18 protein-coding genes and 1 pseudogene are annotated in these 16824 nt (G+C 66.2%); 5 read left to right on the top strand and 14 right to left on the bottom strand.

Annotation, left to right across the window (positions count from 1 at the left end):
- Positions 1-12 precede the first annotated feature (12 nt).
- Genes CXR42_RS00095 through CXR42_RS00085 form a run of 3 tightly spaced genes read right to left on the bottom strand, consistent with a single transcriptional unit; the run spans position 13 to position 3239 of the window.
- Positions 13-1359 carry an ATP-binding response regulator gene (locus CXR42_RS00095; RefSeq protein WP_103255494.1) on the bottom strand — a complete coding sequence of 449 codons (1347 nt, stop codon included), beginning with the start codon at positions 1357-1359 and terminating at the stop codon, positions 13-15.
- Positions 1360-2505 (bottom strand): FIST N-terminal domain-containing protein, encoded by a 1146-nt coding sequence (locus tag CXR42_RS00090; protein WP_245875308.1) that lies wholly within the window; start codon positions 2503-2505, stop codon positions 1360-1362. It lies immediately after the preceding gene.
- A gap of 23 nt (positions 2506-2528) precedes the next feature.
- On the bottom strand, positions 2529-3239 hold the full coding sequence (locus CXR42_RS00085; RefSeq protein WP_103255492.1) for a response regulator transcription factor: 711 nt from the start codon (positions 3237-3239) through the stop codon (positions 2529-2531).
- A gap of 205 nt (positions 3240-3444) precedes the next feature.
- On the opposite strand from CXR42_RS00085, the gene CXR42_RS00080 reads away from it, so the two are divergent.
- Genes CXR42_RS00080 through CXR42_RS00070 form a run of 3 tightly spaced genes read left to right on the top strand, consistent with a single transcriptional unit; the run spans position 3445 to position 5762 of the window.
- Positions 3445-4413, top strand: coding sequence for an ABC transporter substrate-binding protein (locus CXR42_RS00080; protein WP_103255491.1), 969 nt, complete (start codon positions 3445-3447; stop codon positions 4411-4413).
- Positions 4406-5185 carry an ABC transporter permease gene (locus CXR42_RS00075; RefSeq protein WP_245875307.1) on the top strand — a complete coding sequence of 260 codons (780 nt, stop codon included), beginning with the start codon at positions 4406-4408 and terminating at the stop codon, positions 5183-5185. The genes CXR42_RS00080 and CXR42_RS00075 overlap by 8 nt, the downstream gene beginning before the upstream one ends.
- Positions 5175-5762, top strand: a complete 588-nt coding sequence (locus CXR42_RS00070) for an ABC transporter ATP-binding protein (protein WP_103255490.1) — start codon at positions 5175-5177, stop codon at positions 5760-5762. The genes CXR42_RS00075 and CXR42_RS00070 overlap by 11 nt, the downstream gene beginning before the upstream one ends.
- Here the strand turns inward: CXR42_RS00070 and CXR42_RS00065 are convergent.
- Entirely contained in the window at positions 5759-6559 is an 801-nt protein-coding gene (locus tag CXR42_RS00065) for a quinoprotein dehydrogenase-associated SoxYZ-like carrier (protein WP_103255489.1), read from the bottom strand. The genes CXR42_RS00070 and CXR42_RS00065 overlap by 4 nt on opposite strands.
- 113 nt (positions 6560-6672) lie before the next feature.
- On the opposite strand from CXR42_RS00065, the gene CXR42_RS00060 reads away from it, so the two are divergent.
- On the top strand, positions 6673-7719 hold the full coding sequence (locus tag CXR42_RS00060; RefSeq protein WP_103255488.1) for a quinoprotein relay system zinc metallohydrolase 2: 1047 nt from the start codon (positions 6673-6675) through the stop codon (positions 7717-7719).
- Here the strand turns inward: CXR42_RS00060 and CXR42_RS00055 are convergent.
- Genes CXR42_RS00055 through CXR42_RS00035 form a run of 5 tightly spaced genes read right to left on the bottom strand, consistent with a single transcriptional unit; the run spans position 7697 to position 11995 of the window.
- Entirely contained in the window at positions 7697-8305 is a 609-nt protein-coding gene (locus CXR42_RS00055; protein ID WP_103255487.1) for a hypothetical protein, read from the bottom strand. The genes CXR42_RS00060 and CXR42_RS00055 overlap by 23 nt on opposite strands.
- Positions 8302-9114 (bottom strand): ABC transporter permease, encoded by an 813-nt coding sequence (locus CXR42_RS00050; protein ID WP_103255486.1) that lies wholly within the window; start codon positions 9112-9114, stop codon positions 8302-8304. The genes CXR42_RS00055 and CXR42_RS00050 overlap by 4 nt, the downstream gene beginning before the upstream one ends.
- Positions 9111-9833 (bottom strand): ATP-binding cassette domain-containing protein, encoded by a 723-nt coding sequence (locus CXR42_RS00045; RefSeq protein WP_103255485.1) that lies wholly within the window; start codon positions 9831-9833, stop codon positions 9111-9113. Before CXR42_RS00045 ends, CXR42_RS00050 begins: the two co-directional genes overlap by 4 nt.
- Positions 9834-9845: 12 nt before the next feature.
- Positions 9846-10808: a YVTN family beta-propeller repeat protein gene (locus tag CXR42_RS00040; RefSeq protein ID WP_103255484.1), complete on the bottom strand. Its 963-nt coding sequence runs from the start codon at positions 10806-10808 to the stop codon at positions 9846-9848.
- An 11-nt stretch (positions 10809-10819) separates the two neighbouring features.
- Positions 10820-11995, bottom strand: a complete 1176-nt coding sequence (locus CXR42_RS00035; RefSeq protein ID WP_103255483.1) for an ABC transporter substrate-binding protein — start codon at positions 11993-11995, stop codon at positions 10820-10822.
- A gap of 131 nt (positions 11996-12126) precedes the next feature.
- Here CXR42_RS00035 and CXR42_RS00030 point away from each other — a divergent pair, with 131 nt between their 5' ends.
- Entirely contained in the window at positions 12127-12630 is a 504-nt protein-coding gene (locus CXR42_RS00030) for a DUF3280 domain-containing protein (RefSeq protein ID WP_103255482.1), read from the top strand.
- A gap of 4 nt (positions 12631-12634) precedes the next feature.
- Here the strand turns inward: CXR42_RS00030 and CXR42_RS00025 are convergent, their stop codons facing one another.
- From CXR42_RS00025 to CXR42_RS00005, 5 genes and pseudogenes are all read right to left on the bottom strand, one after another.
- On the bottom strand, positions 12635-13174 hold the full coding sequence (locus tag CXR42_RS00025; RefSeq protein ID WP_103255481.1) for a PQQ-dependent catabolism-associated CXXCW motif protein: 540 nt from the start codon (positions 13172-13174) through the stop codon (positions 12635-12637).
- Complete coding sequence (locus CXR42_RS00020; RefSeq protein ID WP_103255480.1) at positions 13171-13983, bottom strand: substrate-binding domain-containing protein; 813 nt, start codon at positions 13981-13983, stop codon at positions 13171-13173. Before CXR42_RS00020 ends, CXR42_RS00025 begins: the two co-directional genes overlap by 4 nt.
- A gap of 1 nt (position 13984) precedes the next feature.
- Positions 13985-14503, bottom strand: a complete 519-nt coding sequence (locus tag CXR42_RS00015; RefSeq protein WP_219727912.1) for a c-type cytochrome, methanol metabolism-related — start codon at positions 14501-14503, stop codon at positions 13985-13987.
- A 93-nt stretch (positions 14504-14596) separates the two neighbouring features.
- Positions 14597-16399 carry a lanthanide-dependent methanol dehydrogenase XoxF5 gene (gene xoxF5 / locus CXR42_RS00010; RefSeq protein ID WP_103255478.1) on the bottom strand — a complete coding sequence of 601 codons (1803 nt, stop codon included), beginning with the start codon at positions 16397-16399 and terminating at the stop codon, positions 14597-14599.
- Between the two features lie 226 nt (positions 16400-16625).
- Positions 16626-16824, bottom strand: a pseudogene (locus CXR42_RS00005) (S-(hydroxymethyl)glutathione dehydrogenase); the annotation flags it as partial.

Here is a 16824-nt window from a genome sequence, read left to right as displayed (position 1 = left end):
CGCATCCCTTCCCTATGTCCGCTCTTCCACCAGCCGCAGCAGCGCATGGCGCAGGTCCTCGGGCTGGATGGGTTTCTCCAGCACCCGCACACCATGGCGCGCGCAGTTTCGCACCATCGCGGCGTTGCGATGCGCCGTGACCACGATGGCCGGGATTTCCGCCCCGGTCAGTTCGCGCAGGACGGTGATGGTCCGCAGCCCGGTGTCACTGCCCCGCAGGTGGTAGTCCGCCAGGATCAGGTCCGGTCGCAGCCCGATTTCCGTCAGGACCGCGCGCGCCCCGGCGGTGCCCTCCACCACATGCGTGCGCATCCCCCAGCTATTGCGCAGGGTCACGGCATAGCCATGCCGCATGGCGGGATTGTCCTCGACGATCAGGGCCTGCAACCCCCGCAGCCGATCACGGTCAGGGTGCTGCCGTGCGCCCGACGTGCGGATCGGAGCGTTCCGGGCCACGATCTCGAGCCCGATGCGGAAAACCGAACCGCGCCCCGGTTCACTGTCCAGTTCGACCGGGTGGCCCAGTTTGGCGCAGGCACGCTTCACGATGGACAGGCCAAGTCCCATGCCGGGCTCACCGCAACCATCCTGCCCCAGCCGGTGAAATTCGGCAAAGATCTGGTCGTGATCCTCGGCCGCGATCCCGATGCCGGTATCGTGGACCTCCAGCCAGGCCTGGCCCCCGCGTCGGCGCGCCCCAACCAGGATACCGCCCGCATCGGTGTACTTGATGGCATTGGAGACCAGGTTCTGCGCAATCCGGCGCAGAAAGACCGGGTCGCTGTCCACGGCCAACGAGCTTCGGGCAAACCGCAGACGCAGGCCGCGCGCGGCGGCGGGGGCCTCGAACTCATCGCGCAGGCGATTGAACAGCGCGTCCAGCACCACGGCCTTGCGGTTGAACTCGATCCGTTGCGAGTCAAGGCGCGAGATGTCGAGGACGGCACGGATCAACTCTTCCACCGACTCGAACGAATTGCCCAACCGCTTGACCAGATCGGACTGATCGGTCCCAAGCTCCATCGTTGCAAGGTTGGACAGGAACAGCCGGGCCGCGCTGAGCGGCTGCAAAAGGTCGTGGCTTGCCGCGCGCAGGAACCGGGTCTTTGACCGGTTCGCCTCCTCGGCGGCCAGCCGGGCGGCGGCAAGTTCGTGGTTCTTCTGGCTCAGGTCCGCCAGCGCACGTTCCAGGTCGCGGTTGCGCGCGGCCACCTCTTTCTCCAGCGCCAGCGCCGCCTGGAACAGCGACCAGGCCGACCCGCGCGTCTTGTCGTAATGGTCCAGCCGCTCGATCAAGGCGGCGTTGATGCGGCCCAGCTTTTCGATCCGGCGTTCCAGATCATCTCCGTCTCGGAGCATCTAGTGCCTCTCGGGGTCCAGGAAGGCCAGGCCGACGAAAGTCTGGTTCATGTGCATGCCGCCATGCTGTTCGCCATAGGTGTTGAAACCGGCCATGTTGTAGCGGTGGAAGATATCCTTGATAACGCCGCCAAGCCCCGCATGTTCCATCGCCAGCCGCCGCAGGATGCAGTCAAAGGACAGGATCAGCGACGGGGTGGCGGGCAGACCGCGCAACATCGCCTCGAAGCCTTCGGTCAGGTCCTCGGCCAGGCCCAGCGACATCACCGCGCCAGTGTCGATCGAGGACATCAGCAAAAGCCCGCCCTCCTCGGTCTGCTGGCGGATCGCACGGACAAAGAACCGCCCCCCCATGTTCACCAGCAAGGGATGCCGGGCGAACACCAGCGGCGACAGTTCGGCGACGGGAACCCCGACGATGCGGGCGTATTCCTCGGCGGCGGGTTCGGCGTTGATCTCCAGCAAAAGCCGTTCCGCCGGATTGGCGCGGGTGACGATCATGCGGGTTTCCGTGGCGCGGAAATGGTCGAAGATCAGGTCGCGCACATCAAGGTCGGTCTCGATCAGGCAAAGGATCGCAACATCCTGCAACACGGCCTGATCGGCGATCACGAAGGTCTGCGAGAAATCCAGGTCATCGCCGGCCGAGCCCCCCATGACCATCACATGCGGCAGCGCGGCATCCAGCGTCGCAACCAGCACCTCTTCCTGCTGAGACGACCCGTCCACCAGCAGAATCCCGAAAAGCCTGCGGCCCGGGTCAGGCTTGAAGCGCGCCAGCATGTCGCGCAACCCGGTCATCCAGCGCGACACCGGCAGGCGTGACAACTCGTCCAGCACCAGCACCTCGGACCGGAAGCTGCGCGCGGGAAAGCCGATCGCAACCGCCGTGCCATTGCAGTAGCCCTCGCCGGACAACTCCCCGGCCGAGGAGCAGCCGATGATCCTTGTGCTGGCAGGCAGGCCCTTGCGCATCTCGGCCGCCAATACGGGAAGCATGGCACTGGGCGACGCAAAGATCAGAACCAGGTCCGGCTTGACCGGCGCAAGGGTCGACAGCAGGCCGGCGGCCGCCGAGGCCACATCCCCCATGTGGATCGTTGCCTGGACTGGGGCCGTGATGTGCGAAGCGGAAGACTCCCTCACCGTTTTCCCGGCCCCCTGTTTGCTCAGTCGCAGTCGTAAAGCTTGATCGCCTTGGCAAGCAGCACGACCTGGGTCCGCCGCCGCGCGCCGATCTTGTCCATCAGCGCCGCGATGTGGGTCTTCACGGTCGCCTCCGAGATGTTCAGCGCGTAAGAGATTTCCTTGTTCGCCTTGCCAAGGCAGATCTGCCGCAGGATGCGCGACTGCTGGTGGGTCAGCGACGCGAAACGATGCGCGATTTCCTCCATGTCCGGCAGCGCCAGGTGCTGCGGGGCGTCGTCCGGGTCATAGCCCTCCGGTGTCACCTTCTCGCCCGACCAGACCCGCCGCAGCGCCGCACACATCGCCTCGCGGCTTAGCGATTTGCTGATATAGCCCTGCGCCCCGGCCGCCATGACCGCACTGATCATCGCCGGGTCCTCGTTGGCCGAAATCACCGCGATGGGCACGCCCGCGGCCACACGGGCCAGGGTCACCATCCCCTCGGACCCTTTGGCGTCCGGCAGGTTCAGGTCCAGCAGGATCGCGTCGGGCAACTTGCCGCATTTCAGCCGCTGGATTGCTGCGGCCAGGTTCCGCTCGCACTGGGCCTGCCGCAAGCCGAAGGCGACGCGCAGGGTAATCGTCAGCGCCTCGCACATCAGCGGATGGTCATCGACGATCAGAAGGTCATCGACCTTCATCATGACGCCGCTTGCCGAACCGCAGGGTTCGACCACGATCTGGTGCCGCATGTTCTCCTCCCATACCGCGCCCGGACCGCTGCGCGGATCAGAACCAACGCCGTGCCAGCGCCGCGGGTTCCTCTGCTTCCGGTTGTTTTCCGAAAGTCTCCAAAGCCCGATCATGTCAGGTTTTTTCCGGCAGGTATCTCCTACTTTGGGTTGATTTACGGATCGCCCCCACCGTGGCATGGTTGAGAAAATCAGGAGTATCAAAATGCTTGACCGCTTCCGCATGGGCGCTGCGGCGCTTGTTGCTGCCCTGTCGCTGGCCCCTGCCGCCCGGGCCGAGGAGTTGACTGTCGGCACCCTGGCCTCCGGCACCGTGCGGTGGGAGTTGGACACCATCCAGCACTACGGTCTGGACAAGGCCGAAGGGTTCGACCTGAAGATCACCGAGCTTGCGGGCAACCCCGCGACCCAGATCGCCCTTGCCGGGGGCGAGGTCGATGCAATCGTGTCCGACTGGCTTTGGGTCGCGCAGCAGCGGGCCGAGGGCAAGAATTACGTCTTTATTCCCTTCTCCACCGCCGTCGGTGCCCTTCTTGTCCCCCAGGACAGCCCGGCACAGACGCTGGCGGACCTGAAAGGCAAGAAGATCGGCATCGCCGGCGGGCCGGTGGACAAAAGCTGGCTGATCCTGCGCGCCTATGCCCGGCAGGAAACCGGCGAGGATCTGGCCACCGTCACCGAACAGGTTTTCGGCGCCCCTCCGATGATCTACGAGGCCGGCCTTTCGGGCGAGGTCGACGGCGTCATCAACTTCTGGAACTTCCTGGCCAAGATGAAGGTCCACGGCATGCGGGAACTGATCACCGTGGCCGAGGCCGCCACGGCCCTGGGCCTGGACCCGGCCACGCCGCTTCTGGGCTATGTGATGGACGACGAACTGGTGCAGGAGAAACCGGAACTCGCCGCCGCGCTGAAGCGGGCCTCTCGTGCGGCCAAGGACCTGCTGCTGACCGACGACGCAGCCTGGCAGCGCCTGCGCCCGATCATGAACGCCGAGGACGACGCCGAATTCGCCGCCCTGCGCGAAGGCTGGCGGCAGGGGGTTCCCGCCGACGCCCCGGTCGACGAAGCGAACGCCGCCAAGGTCTTTGCCCTGATGGTCGAACTTGGCGGAGAGGAACTGCTGGGCAAGGTCAAGGAACTGCCCGAAGGCGTGTTCTACAAAGGTGACTAGCCCCGCACAAATCGGGCGCGCATCGGCAAGCCTTCCGGTGGTCCTGTCGCTGGGCGCCTTCCTGGCTTTGTGGGCGATCGTCGCGGCGATCGTGGCCGAACCCACGACCATGCCCGGCCCGCTGCGGGTCTGGACGGTGCTGGCCGATGAAGCCGCGTCCGGCCGCCTTCTGACGAACACCGGCATCACCCTGCTAAGGGTCGTTGCCGCCTTCGTCGTGGCCATGGGCATCGGCGTGGCCCTTGGCCTGGTGCTGGGCCGCAGCCACGGGACCGACCGCTGGCTGAACCCCTGGCTGGTGATCCTGGTCAACATGCCCGCGCTGGTGGTCACGGTCCTGTGTTACATCTGGATCGGCCTGAACGAGGTCGCCGCCGTCGCCGCCGTCGTCATCAACAAGGTCCCCCTTGTCACCGTGATGGTGCGCGAGGGGGCCCGCGCCCTGCGCCCCGACCTCGACGACCTGGCGCGCATCTTCCGTATGCCCACCGGCGCCCGGTTGCGCCATGTCGTCCTGCCGCAGATGGCCCCCTATATCGCCGGGGCGGCGCGGGCGGGCCTGTCGCTGATCTGGAAGATCGTGCTGGTGGTCGAATTCCTGGGCCGGTCCAGCGGCGTCGGGTTCCAGATCCACCTCAATTTCTCGATGTTCCGGGTGGCGCATATCCTGGCCTATGCCTTCACCTTCATTCTGGTCATGCTGGTGATCGAATACCTTGTCCTGCGGCCGTTGGAACGTCATGCCGGGCGGTGGAGGCAGGATGGACATTGACATCCGCGCCAAGTCCTTCGCCGGTCGCCCGGTCCTCGGGCCGATCCGGCTGACGCTGACCCAGGGACAGCGTGTGGCTATCCTGGGGCCTTCGGGGATTGGCAAGACCACCTTCCTGCGCATCGTGGCGGGACTGGACCACGCGTTCGACGGGACCGTGACCGAACCCGGCCGCACCACGGTCGTCTTTCAGGAACCGACCCTCCTGCCTTGGCGCACGGCGCTGGAGAACATCACCCTGCCCACCCAGGTCGCGCCCGACTTGGCCCGCGCCCTTTTGGCCGAGGTCGGCCTGGCCGGGAAAGACGCTCTTTACCCCCGCCAGCTTTCGCTTGGACAGCAGCGGCGGCTGGCCCTGGCGCGCGCCTTTGCGCCCTCCCCCACGACCCTTCTGATGGACGAACCCTTCGCCTCGCTGGATGCCGACACCGCCGGGCGGATGCTGGACCTGACCGCAGCATTGCTGGATCGGGCCGGGGTCTCGCTGATCTTCGTCACGCATGACCCGACCGAAGCCGCACGCCTGAGGGCGCAGGTTCTGACCCTGTCAGGCAGCCCGGCCACGCTGGACGGCTAAAGCCCGGTCATGGGAAAGCTTTGGTCAAAGACATTGCCGTCGGTATCCTCGGCATGAACCGTGATCTCCTCGGCCCCGTTGTCCAGAAAGCGGAACTGAAAGACCGGGTCCTCAGAAATCGAGATGCCCGCCGTGATCTTGAACAGCAGGTCATCGCCCTGCCGGACCTCCAGCACATCGACAAAATGCGCCGGGATGTTCAGCAGCGTCACCTGATCGCGCTGGAACCCGGTGGTGTTCGGATGCCGCAGCATCAGCTTTGCGGTGTGGCGCATCTTCGTGCCTTCGGGTTCCGAGGACAGGATCTGGAACCGCATCTGCCCCATCTCGGCCCGCAGCGCCTCCAGGTCCTTGGACGCAGGGGCAGCACACCCGCCGCTTGCCTTGACATGGCGCCCCGCCAGCACGCTGGCCGTGTCGGTCACGGCGATGGCGCGGACGTTGGAATAGGCATTCACCCGCAGCCGCAACTCCATGTCCAGGGGCAGCATTGCCGGGCCAAGCGTGATCTCGGCGGCGACCGGCGCGGGGTTCTCGTCGATCACCACCGTCAGCGCCCGGATCGCCGGGGCGCCGGGCGGTTGAGTCAGATGGACCGGGACAAAGGCCGGATCGCTGGCGCGGCTTGGCGCGTCCAGAAGCAGAACGCCGGAGTTCTCGGTGGCGGTCTCGCCGCTGGGCACCAGGCCCTTCAACTCCTCCCAGGCGGGGCTTTCCACCAGCGGATTGTCCTGCGCCAGCACGGGCGCGGGGCACAGCAGGATGGCGGCAAGGACGGCCGGAAACACATGCGGCATGGCGCTTCCTCCCACCCCACTACCGCACGAATCCCGCCCTCGGGACCAGTCGTACTTTCGGATGATCCCCCCTGCCCCGCCGATGCGCTAGACTACCCTGAAGGAGGCCCGCCATGTACCATCTGGTCGTCACCGCCTGCCTTGTGACCGCCCCCACCGTCTGCGCCGACCGCCTGCTGCCCACGCCCGAACCTCTTGCGGAAACCGATTGCACGAATGGTGCCAGCGCCCGCATCGCCGCCTGGGCCGACCTGCACCCGGACCTTGTGATCGGTTCCTGGACCTGCCGTCCGACGGGCAACCTGCCCGCACTTGACCTGGCCGAAATTGCGCCCGGAGTCCTGGCCCATGCCGGCCAGGCCCAGCCCCTGTCGGCGGCCAACGGCGGTGACATCGCCAACCTTGGGGTCGTGATCGGCGACACCGTGGCCGTGATCGACCCCGGCGGCAGCCGCGCCATCGGCGAACGGCTTTACGCCGCGATCCGCCAGATCACCGACCAGCCGATCAGCCATGTGATCCTGACCCACATGCACCCCGACCACATCTTCGGCGCCGAGGTCTTTTCCGAGGCCGGCGCCACGATCATCGCCCATCACAACCTCCCCTCCGCCCTGGACCGCCGGGCCGGGACCTGGGCCGAAAGCATCCCCCGCCAGACGGGCGCGCTGGCGATGCTGGGGACACGGGCGATCCCGCCGGACATTACCCTGGCCGCACGGCAAGAGATCACCCTAGGCGGCGCAACCCTGCGGCTTGACCCGGTGGCCACGGCCCATACCGACAACGACCTGACCGTGTTGCACCTGGAAAGCGGCACCCTGTTCACCGGCGATCTGGTCTTTGCCGGGCTGACCCCCTCGCTCGATGGCTCGCTGACCGGCTGGCTGGCCTGGCTGTCCCAGCCGCCCGATCCCCCGCCGCAGCGGATCGTGCCCGGCCACGGCCCGGTGTCCTTGCCTTGGGACCAGGGCACGGCCCCCCTGCGCGCCTACCTTGCGGCACTGGCCGACCAGACCCGCGCCGCCATCATCGCGGGCGAGGCGATGAGCGAGGCCGCAACCCATGTCGGCACCGACCAGCGCGGCGATTGGCAGGGCTTTGACGAAATCAACGCCCGCAACGCCATCGCCGCCTTCAAGGAACTGGAGTGGGAGTAGCCAGATGCGCCGCAATCGCGCGCCCCAACGCGAAGGCGCGTTGCTCCAGGATCACCGGGGTTTCGCAGACATAGGTCAGTTGCGCCTGCCGGTCGGTGAAGATGCGGACATCCCAGTCCAGCCGCTCCTCCTCGGCGTCGATCTTGTCGAAATCGGGGGCCGCGGCTGCCGACAGCCGCGCCATCTCGGCCCGCCGCGCCTCGATCTGGTCGCTCAGCGCGGTCTGCTTCTCGGCATAGCGGGCGACGCCGGCCATGATGCGGCTGCGATAGGCGTCGATCCGGTCGAACACCGCAACGAACAGCGCGGTCAGTTCCGCAGCACTGGCCCCCTTGGCAAAGGCCGCGATCTGCACCTCGGCCTCGTCCATCGGCAGGCGGCGCTGCTCCAACACCTGCGCCAGCGCCGCGATGTCGGGGCGCTGCGCAAGGTGTGCGGCCGCCGCATCTGGGGGCGGGCCGGGCCAAAGCTGGCCGATCGACAGATGCGGCTGCTTGCGCTGGATGCAGGGCCAGGTCGGGTCGCCCGAACCTTCGGCCAGGGCTGGCGTCGTCAGCAGAAGGGCGGCGATCAGAAGGCGTTTCATGCGGCTTGTCCTTTCCGGCGGCCCCAAAGGCCCTTGGCGGGGTCGTACATGAAGACGGCGGCCGCAAAGAACACCGCAAAGCCGCCCAGAGTGACCAGGAACGAAGTCGGGTCGAACTGAAGGTAAAGCGCAAAGCGGATCAGCTCGACCGCATGGGTGAAGGGGTTCAGCGCGCAGATCCAGTACAGAAGCTCGCTGGATTCCTTCATGCGCCACAACGGGTAAAGCGCGGACGAGGCGAAAAACATCGGGAAGATCAGGAAGTTCATCACCCCCGCGAAATTCTCCAGTTGCCGGATGGTGGACGACACGAACAGACCCAGCGCCCCCAGCATCAGCCCCGACAGGACCAGCGCCGGAACCACCGCCAGATAGCCCAGTGCCGGGGGGCGCACGTCCCAGGCCCAGGCAATCGCCAGAAAGGCATAGACCTGCAGGATCGAGACAAAGACCCCCGCCATCAGCTTGGACAGCAGGAGAAACCAGCGCGGCGCGGGGCTGACCAGCAGGGTCCGCATCGCGCCGGTTTCCCGGTCGTAGACCATCGACAGCGACGATTGCATCCCGTTGAACAGCTGGATCATCGCGCAAAGACCGGGGGTGACGTAGACCTCGTACAGGACATAGGTCTGATAGGGCGGCGTGATCGACAGCCCCAGCACGGCGCGAAACCCTGCCGCGAAGATGAACAGCCAGACCAGCGGCCGGACCAGCGCCGCAACAAACCGCCCGCGCTGATTGACGAAGCGCAGGGCCTCGCGCCAGACGATGCCGCGAAAGACGATGGTCCAGGCCCGCCAGCCGGTCATGCCTCTGCCCCGGTCAGCGCCAGGAAGGCACGCGTCAACCCCTCGGCCCCGGCCAGGTCGCGCGCGATGCCATGCGCAAGAACCGCCCCCTGATGCAGGATGTAGACGTCATCCTCCGCGTCGATCTCGTCCAGGATATGCGTGGCCCACAGGACCGACACCCCACCCGCCGTCAGCCCCCGGACCAGCGCCAGCACCTCGCGGCGCGAGCGGACATCAAGACCCGTGGTCGCCTCGTCCAGAAGCAGAAGGTCCGGCCGGTTGATCAGCGCGCGCGCGATCTCGGCCCGGCGTTGCTGGCCGCCGGACAGGGCCGCGACGCGCATCCCGGCCTTGTCGGCCAGATCGACCTGCGCCAGAACCTCGGCAATCCGCGCCCGCGCCGTCGCCCGGCCGATCCCGTGCAGCGCGGCGTGATAGGCCAGGTTCTGCGTGACCGTCAGGTCGCTGTCCAAGGCGCGCGTCTGAAACACCACCCCAAGCCGCGCCAGTGCCTTGCCGGGAGCGCGCCGCAGGTCATGCCCCGCGACCCGGATCACCCCGCTGGTATTGTCGTAAAGCCGGGTGATCAGCGAAAACAGCGTCGTCTTGCCCGCCCCGTTCACCCCCAGAAGCGCCACGAACCGCCCACGCGGCACCACAAGGTCCACGTCACGCAGCGCCACGACGTGGCCAAAGGCGTGACCAACCCCCTGAACCTCCAGCGCCGGGCTTTCCATGCGACGCTCCTTTCAGTCGGGGGCCACCACGATGCCCCAGGGCTGTTGACCCACAGGAACCGAGCGGATGACCTCGCCCGCAGCCACGTCGATCACCGACACATCGTTGGAATTGCCGTTGGTGGTGAACAAGAAACGCTCGTCCGGCGTGAAGGCCAGCTGCCAGACCCGCTGGCCGACCAGCAGGTAATCCATCACCTCGAACGTCGCCCCGTCGATCACCGCCACCCGGTTCGCCGGCCCCAGCGCGACATAGATCCTGGACCCATCCTGCGTGATCTTCAGCCCGACCGGCTGGATCGCCTCGGGCAGGACGCCTGGGATCTCGAAACCGATCTTGTGGATGACCTCCTTGGTGGCCACATCGACCACCGCCACCGTCCCGCCGATCTCGGCCGTCACGAACAGAAGCTTCCCGTCCGATGTGAACTGCGCATAGCGCGGGCGCTGGTCCACCAGCACATTCGCCACGATCTGCGATGTCGCGGTATCGATGAAATGCGCCATGTTGGTGGTTTCGGAGGTGTTCACCACAAAGGCCCCATCGGGCGAGATCGCCATCCCCTCCGGCTCGACCCCCACCGGGACCTCGGCCAGTACCCGGTGCGTCACCACGTCGACGATGGTGACCAGGTTGTCATCCTCGTTCGCGATATAGAGCGGGTTGCCGCTGGGATGCAGCACGAACAGCTCCGGGTCGGGACCAGACGGTAGCGTATGCGTCTCGGTATAGGTCTCGGTCTCGAACACCCGCACCGTGTCGTCGTCCGAGGCGCAGACATACAGCTCTTTCCCGTCGGGCGAGATGGTGATGCCGCGCGGCCGGTTCCCGGCGGGGAAGGTCGCGATCACCTCCAGCGTCTCGCTGTCCAGGACGGTAATGTCGTTGCCCTTCTCGTTGCTGATGTAGACCTTGTTCGCAAAGGCGGGAAAGGCGGCAAGGGTCACCGTCAGGGACAGGGCGAAAGCACGCATGTCAAACCTCATCATTGGAAGCTGCAGTCAGTCTCGGGGCGGTCCTTGCCCAGCGTGTCCAGTTGGGACACCTGGTGCAGAAAGGCATCCTGCGGCGACACGGATACAGTCAGCGCCCCCGTCGTCAGCAGGATCGGCTGGCGCAGCTGATGGTCCCAGTCGCGAAGGGTCAGCTTCTGGCCCTTGAAGCCAGCGACTTCGAACTCGGGTGACAGGATGTGCGCGCGCAAGACGGCGGGATCGCCCGACTGCGTCCGCGTCGCCGCCTCGCCGATGATCCGCACCGCAAGCCAGGCCTGGTAATCCTCTTCGCGCATCGGGCGGCCGGCCATCGCTTCGAACCGGTTCTGGAACTGGGTCGCGCCCCAGGCCTCCAGCGCCGGATGCCAGCTGCGCGGCACCAGACCGGCCGAGCCCGCAACGGGCCGGGCCTCCCAGGTCTGGTACGGCAGGTATTCGGCGAAGATCCCGGCCTCGTCGGCGGCGATCAGGATGTCGTGGTCCTCGGCCCCCTGGGTAAAGACCGGCATCTGTTTCTGGACCTGCACATGCCCCGTATCGGTGCGCCGCGCGCCGCCGGTATCCTCAAGGACGCGTTCCTCGACAATCTCGGCCCCGAACTTGGTGGCCGCGGTGCGGAAGGCCGCCGCCAGATCGGCATCGTCGGGGTGGCTGCCGAAGATCAGAAACCACTCGTCCCACTTCTTCCAGGCCAGGAACTGCGCCAGCGCATCGGCCAGCATGGCGTGGCTGGGGGCCACATGCACCACATTGGCCCGGCAGTCCTTGCCGCGCAGGCCATCCCCCCGCGCCCCCGCGTTCAGAACCAGCGCCCGGTCCCCCGCCAGATCGGCCAAGGCCAGCGTCGTGGCATCGTCGGCCAGCAGGACCACGAACCCCGCACCCCCGCTCAGCGCCTCTTCCAGCGTCGCGGCGGCCGTCTCGGGCGTGGCCGTAAGCTCGACGGTCTCGAAAGTCTGGCCCATGAAACTGCCGGTGGTGGCATTGTCCTCGGTGCCCAGCCGCGCCCCGGCCAGACCAAGGTCGTCAGGCGGCAGGTCAAGCCGTGAGATCGGCGGCAGTCCCGCCTCATCCACCCGCAGGACGGCGGCCCGTATCAGCGTCTCGGCCTCTGCCAGGGCCGGTGCCAGAAGCCCCATCAGGCTGATCGCTGCGATGATCCGCATAGGTCACCCCCCGATTGATTGGGCCACAGGGTCGCGGGAAGCGTCAATTCAGCCAAAAGGTTGAGTGTCCCGCAGCGAATTCATTCTTCCGGCGGATTGCGGGGCCGGACCGCGCCCCGCATCCTGCTGCAATGAAAGCCGCCCTCGCAGCCCTCGCCCTGCTTCTCTGGGCCAGCCCTGCCCCCGCGCAGGACGCCCCTGCCCCCGGCAGCGTGGCATTCTTCGGACTGCGCTTCATCGACCTGTCCACCGAAGGCGCGATCAACGGCGCCCGCCCGGACGAGGCGACCCGGACCGAGATGGCCACAGACCTCGTCGCCAAGGACATGGTTGCGCGCGGGTTCACCCTGGTGCCAATCGACCCCGTCGTCGACCAGCTGCAGACCATCTCCAACCCTGCCGACTGCAACGGCTGTGACACCGCCATGGCGGCCAAGCTTGGGGCGGAATATGCGCTGACGGGCGAGGTGCGAAAGATTTCCAACCTGATCCTCAGCCTGCAACTGAACCTGCGCGATGCCGGGACCGGCAAGACGCTAAGGGCGGGAACCGTCGACATTCGCGGCAACACCGACGAAAGCTGGCAGCGCGGGTTCAGCTACCTGCTGCGCAACCTGATCTTCCGCATGAACTAGGCGGTTATGGGTCCTCGAAGGGCTCGACCCTCTGCAAAGGCGGGTTTTCGGGCAGCGTCACCCAGCCCTCGGGACCATCCGGGTACCAGATGACCTCGGTATAGCCGACCTCCAGCGCGCGTTTGGCGACGTTCCAGGACATCCAGCAGTCCGCGCGGCAGAAGATGACGATGGGCCGATCAAGGTCGCCCTGGGTCGCCTGGTCCAACCCCGCGCGCAGATAGGCGTCCTCCTTCGGCGACAAAGCCTGGAACCCGGTGTTCGGCAGCCAGATCGCCCCCGGCATACTGTCGCGTGGCGTGTCCCGCCAGATCGTGCCTTCCGGCAGGTCCGCAGGCCGCACGTCGCGCGGCATCACGTCGATGAATACCGCCTTCCCCTCGCGATGCAGCGCGGCCGCCGTGGCGGTATCCACCACCGTCGCCCCAGTCAGGGTTTCGGGAACCGGGGCCGCATAGGGCGGGCCGCGATAGCCCTCCGGCTCGGGCGGAGCCTGGGCAAGGGCGGCACCCGCCAGCATAGCCAGGACCAGCGCCAGCCTCATGGCGCGGCCTCCAGCAACGCGGTTCCCTGGTCATTCACCAACGGCACACCCGCCTTGGTCAGGATGCCCTCGATCTCAACCCGATTGCGCCGGATCAGCGAGTTCAACTCGCGCTTCCAGTCCTGGTCGCTGGGGCGCACGCCCATCGTGATCCGATAGAACAGCCTGGGGCTGTCGGTTTCCCGCAACAGCGGCGTCACCGTCAGCCCCGGATTGCCCTTCACCAAAGGCCCTCCGATCGGCCCCCACAGGATTGCCGCGTCGATTTCGCCCGATTGCAGATCGGCCAGCATCTCCCCCGCCGGGTCCAGAATCCGTCGGTCCACGATCAGCGGATAGGGCTTTGCCAGCGCCATCAAGCCATTCTGCGCCACATGCGAGGCCGGGGGCGTTCCCGCGACGATGCCGATCCGCTGGCCCTGCAAGGCGGGGTCAGTCAAGGTCTCGACCTTGGCCAGCGCATCACCGCTGCGCGTCACCAGCACATAGACCGAGGTGTAGTAATGATTGGTGTTCTGCACCAATTCGTCGCCCTGGGCATAGCCGATCACCACGTCGCAGACCCCGGCCCGCAGCGTCTTGCGGATGAACCCGGGCCCCATCGGGAACCAGGTCGTCTCCAGCGGCCGGTCCATCCGGTCGGCCAGCAACGCCGCGATCTCGTTCTCGAAGCCGGGGGTTTCGCGGCCGGACAGCGGCAGGTTCGCCGGGTCGGCGCAGACCCGGAACGCGGTCGAGGAGACCAGGTCCGCCGTCTGCGCCGCCGCGACCGGTGGCGTCAGGGCAAGGACCAGGGCAAGCATACGCATCTCATCCCCCCATGCAGGACTCTTCGTCCGCGGCAACCTCGGCGCTTTTCTCCGCGCGTTTCGCGGGCCGCCCGCGCGGGACCGCATCCGCCCCCCGCGCCTTGAGGTAGGTGTAGATGTCGTCCAGATAGCACATGACATTCGGGTTGGTGCCGAACGAGGGCATGACCGAGTTCTGCCCGGCCCCGACCTTCTGCCGCCCCTCGGCCACGACCCCGATGAAGTCGTAATAGTCCATCGTCAGCGCCGAGTTCTTCAGCGCCGGCGCATAGGTCGACCCCTCGCCGTCCGGGCCATGGCAGACATGGCATTCCGCGTGATAGCGCCGGAACCCCGAGAAGGTGGCCCAGTCCACCGTGCCATCCGCTTCGATCTTGTAGGTCGGGACATCCTCTGCCGTCATCCAGCGCCCGTTTTCCTCATGGTCGGCCACCAGGTTCGGATCGGTTTCCTGTGCCTGCAGCGGCAGCGCGACCAGGGCGAACACCCCGATGGCACTGAAAAGATTGGTTTTCGGCATATTGCAGCGCTCCTTCATCGCGTCACCTTGCGCACGGACGCAGGGCCGCCACGCCTCGGCAGAAGCATGGCGGCCCGGTCGGTCCTGTTTGGGTCAGTCCGGCAGCTCGAACACGGTCAGCTGACCGCCCAGCGCGGTGTAGTCGGACAGCGCCGCATAGCCGCCCACAGCACCAAGCCCCTCGGTCGGGTTGGTCAGGCCCGCCGCCAGACCGATCCCGGCCCAGCCGCCTACCCCCGAAAGGACGCCGATGTACTGCTTGCCGCCATGCTCATAGGTCATCACGTTGCCGATGATGCCCGATGGGGTCTTGAAGCGGTAAAGCTCTTCCCCGGTCGAGGCGTCGATCGCCTTCAGATAGCCCTCCAGCGTGCCGTAGAACACGATGTCCCCTGCGGTGGCCAAGGCACCCGACCAGACCGAGAACTGCTCGGGCAGCGACCACTTGATCTCGCCCGTCAGATTGTCCCAGGCCAGGAAGTTGCCCATGCCGCCATGGCTGCCGGGGGCCGGATACATCGACAGCGTCGCTCCGACATAGGGCTGGCCCGCCGCATAGCTGACCTTGAACGGCTCATAGTCCATGCAGACGTGGTTGGTCGGCACATAGAACAGGTTGGTCTTGGGGCTGTAGGCCGCCGGCTGCTGGTCCTTGGTGCCCAGGGCCGCCGGGCAGACGCCGGTGGTATTGGTATCCTCGCCGTTCTGCTCGGTCGAATATTGCGCCACGACCGAGGGCCGGCCATAGGTCTCGGACGCCGGGTCCATGTCGACACCCGTGGTCCAGTTCACCGTTGGGTCATACTTCTCGGCCACCAGCAACTCACCCGTTTCGCGGTCCAGCGTATAGGCGATGCCGTTGCGGTCGAAGTGGGTCAGAAGCTTGCGCATCTGGCCGTCCATCTCCTGATCCGTCAGGATCATCTCGTTGACCCCGTCGAAGTCCCATTCGTCATGCGGGGTCATCTGGTAGACCCATTTCGCCATGCCCGTATCAACGTCGCGGGCAAAGATGGTCATCGACCACTTGTTGTCGCCCGGCCGCTGCTTCGGGTTCCAGGTCGAGGGGTTGCCCGTCCCGTAATAGACCAGGTTCAACTCGGGGTCATAGGAATACCAGCCCCAGGTCGTGCCGCCGCCGATCTTCCACTGATCCCCCTCCCAGCTGCTGATCGAGCTGTCCTTGCCGATCGGCTTGCCCAGATGGGTGGTCTTTTCCGGGTCGACCAGCAGCTGGTCGTCCGAGCCAACGGAATAGGCGCGCCACATCTGCTCGCCGGTCTCGATGCTGTAGGCGGTGACGTGGCCCTGCACCCCGAACTCGCCGCCCGAGATGCCGACCAGAAGCTTGTCCTTCACCGGCAGCACGGTGGCGGTGTTGGTCTCGCCCTTGGTCGGGTCGCCGTTGACCACCTGCCATTTCACTTCGCCGGTCTTGGCATCCAGCGCAATCAGCGTCGTATCGGCCTGGTGCAGGAAGACCTTGCCGTCGGCATAGGCCAGCCCCCGATACACCGTGTCGCAGCACATGACCGCGATCACGTCGGGGTTCTGCTTCGGCTCATAGCGCCACAGGATCTTGCCGTCATTCGCCAGGTCCAGCGCATAGACCACGTTCGGGAACGGCGTGTGGACATACATGATGTCCCCGATCACCAGGGGCGAGCCTTCGTGCCCCCGCAGAACGCCGGTCGAGAAGGTCCAGGCGACCCGCAGGTCCTTCACGTTGTCCTTGTTGATCTGGGCCAGTTCCGAATACCGGGTGTTGGCATAGTCCCCGGTCTGGATCGCCCATTGTTTGGTATTCTCTATCGCTTCCGTCACGCTGTCGTTGGCGGATGCCGAAACGGACATCCCCAGCAACAGCGCGATGGACAAGGTGCCGATGGTCTTCATGGTGCCTCCTCCGATGGCCAGTTGTGGTCGGCCGATTGACTGAAAACGGGAAACCAGGAACGGTCGGGCCAGAAGGGTCTGGCTCGCTGTCTTCAAGACGGGCGACATTGAATTGCCGCTTCGATTTTCCTTTTTTCATTAGGTTGCCGGTTCGCTTTTGGGTCAACAGCGGCCCCGGGGTTTTCAACCTAAAGTATGGCCACGCCTTGGCTTTTGCGGCCTCGCGTCAGTACACCACCACCGCCCGGATCGACTTGCCGGCGTGCATCAGGTCGAAGCCCTCGTTGATCTTCTCCAGGGGCAGGATGTGGGTGATCATGCTGTCGATCTCGATCTTGCCGTCCATGTACCAGTCGACGATCTTCGGCACGTCCGTCCGGCCCCGCGCGCCGCCGAAGGCGGTGCCTTTCCAGACCCGGCCCGTC

The organism is Tabrizicola aquatica (assembly GCF_002900975.1).
GTDB lineage: Bacteria > Pseudomonadota > Alphaproteobacteria > Rhodobacterales > Rhodobacteraceae > Tabrizicola > Tabrizicola aquatica.
Note: the sequence above shows the minus strand (reverse complement) of the source record. Positions and strands in the feature narration are given on the sequence as shown.

What these genes read in the sequence shown, in the direction of transcription:
- CXR42_RS00095 (WP_103255494.1), bottom strand. Translation starts at nt 1,359, where the DNA reads ATGCTCCGAGACGGAGATGATCTGGAACGCCGGATCGAAAAGCTGGGC.
- CXR42_RS00085 (WP_103255492.1), bottom strand. Translation starts at nt 3,239, where the DNA reads ATGCGGCACCAGATCGTGGTCGAACCCTGCGGTTCGGCAAGCGGCGTC.
- CXR42_RS00080 (WP_103255491.1), top strand. Translation starts at nt 3,445, where the DNA reads ATGCTTGACCGCTTCCGCATGGGCGCTGCGGCGCTTGTTGCTGCCCTG.
- CXR42_RS00070 (WP_103255490.1), top strand. Translation starts at nt 5,175, where the DNA reads ATGGACATTGACATCCGCGCCAAGTCCTTCGCCGGTCGCCCGGTCCTC.
- CXR42_RS00065 (WP_103255489.1), bottom strand. Translation starts at nt 6,559, where the DNA reads ATGCCGCATGTGTTTCCGGCCGTCCTTGCCGCCATCCTGCTGTGCCCC.
- CXR42_RS00060 (WP_103255488.1), top strand. Translation starts at nt 6,673, where the DNA reads ATGTACCATCTGGTCGTCACCGCCTGCCTTGTGACCGCCCCCACCGTC.
- CXR42_RS00055 (WP_103255487.1), bottom strand. Translation starts at nt 8,305, where the DNA reads ATGAAACGCCTTCTGATCGCCGCCCTTCTGCTGACGACGCCAGCCCTG.
- CXR42_RS00050 (WP_103255486.1), bottom strand. Translation starts at nt 9,114, where the DNA reads ATGACCGGCTGGCGGGCCTGGACCATCGTCTTTCGCGGCATCGTCTGG.
- CXR42_RS00045 (WP_103255485.1), bottom strand. Translation starts at nt 9,833, where the DNA reads ATGGAAAGCCCGGCGCTGGAGGTTCAGGGGGTTGGTCACGCCTTTGGC.
- CXR42_RS00040 (WP_103255484.1), bottom strand. Translation starts at nt 10,808, where the DNA reads ATGCGTGCTTTCGCCCTGTCCCTGACGGTGACCCTTGCCGCCTTTCCC.
- CXR42_RS00035 (WP_103255483.1), bottom strand. Translation starts at nt 11,995, where the DNA reads ATGCGGATCATCGCAGCGATCAGCCTGATGGGGCTTCTGGCACCGGCC.
- CXR42_RS00030 (WP_103255482.1), top strand. Translation starts at nt 12,127, where the DNA reads ATGAAAGCCGCCCTCGCAGCCCTCGCCCTGCTTCTCTGGGCCAGCCCT.
- CXR42_RS00025 (WP_103255481.1), bottom strand. Translation starts at nt 13,174, where the DNA reads ATGAGGCTGGCGCTGGTCCTGGCTATGCTGGCGGGTGCCGCCCTTGCC.
- CXR42_RS00020 (WP_103255480.1), bottom strand. Translation starts at nt 13,983, where the DNA reads ATGCGTATGCTTGCCCTGGTCCTTGCCCTGACGCCACCGGTCGCGGCG.
- CXR42_RS00015 (WP_219727912.1), bottom strand. Translation starts at nt 14,503, where the DNA reads ATGCCGAAAACCAATCTTTTCAGTGCCATCGGGGTGTTCGCCCTGGTC.
- xoxF5 (WP_103255478.1), bottom strand. Translation starts at nt 16,399, where the DNA reads ATGAAGACCATCGGCACCTTGTCCATCGCGCTGTTGCTGGGGATGTCC.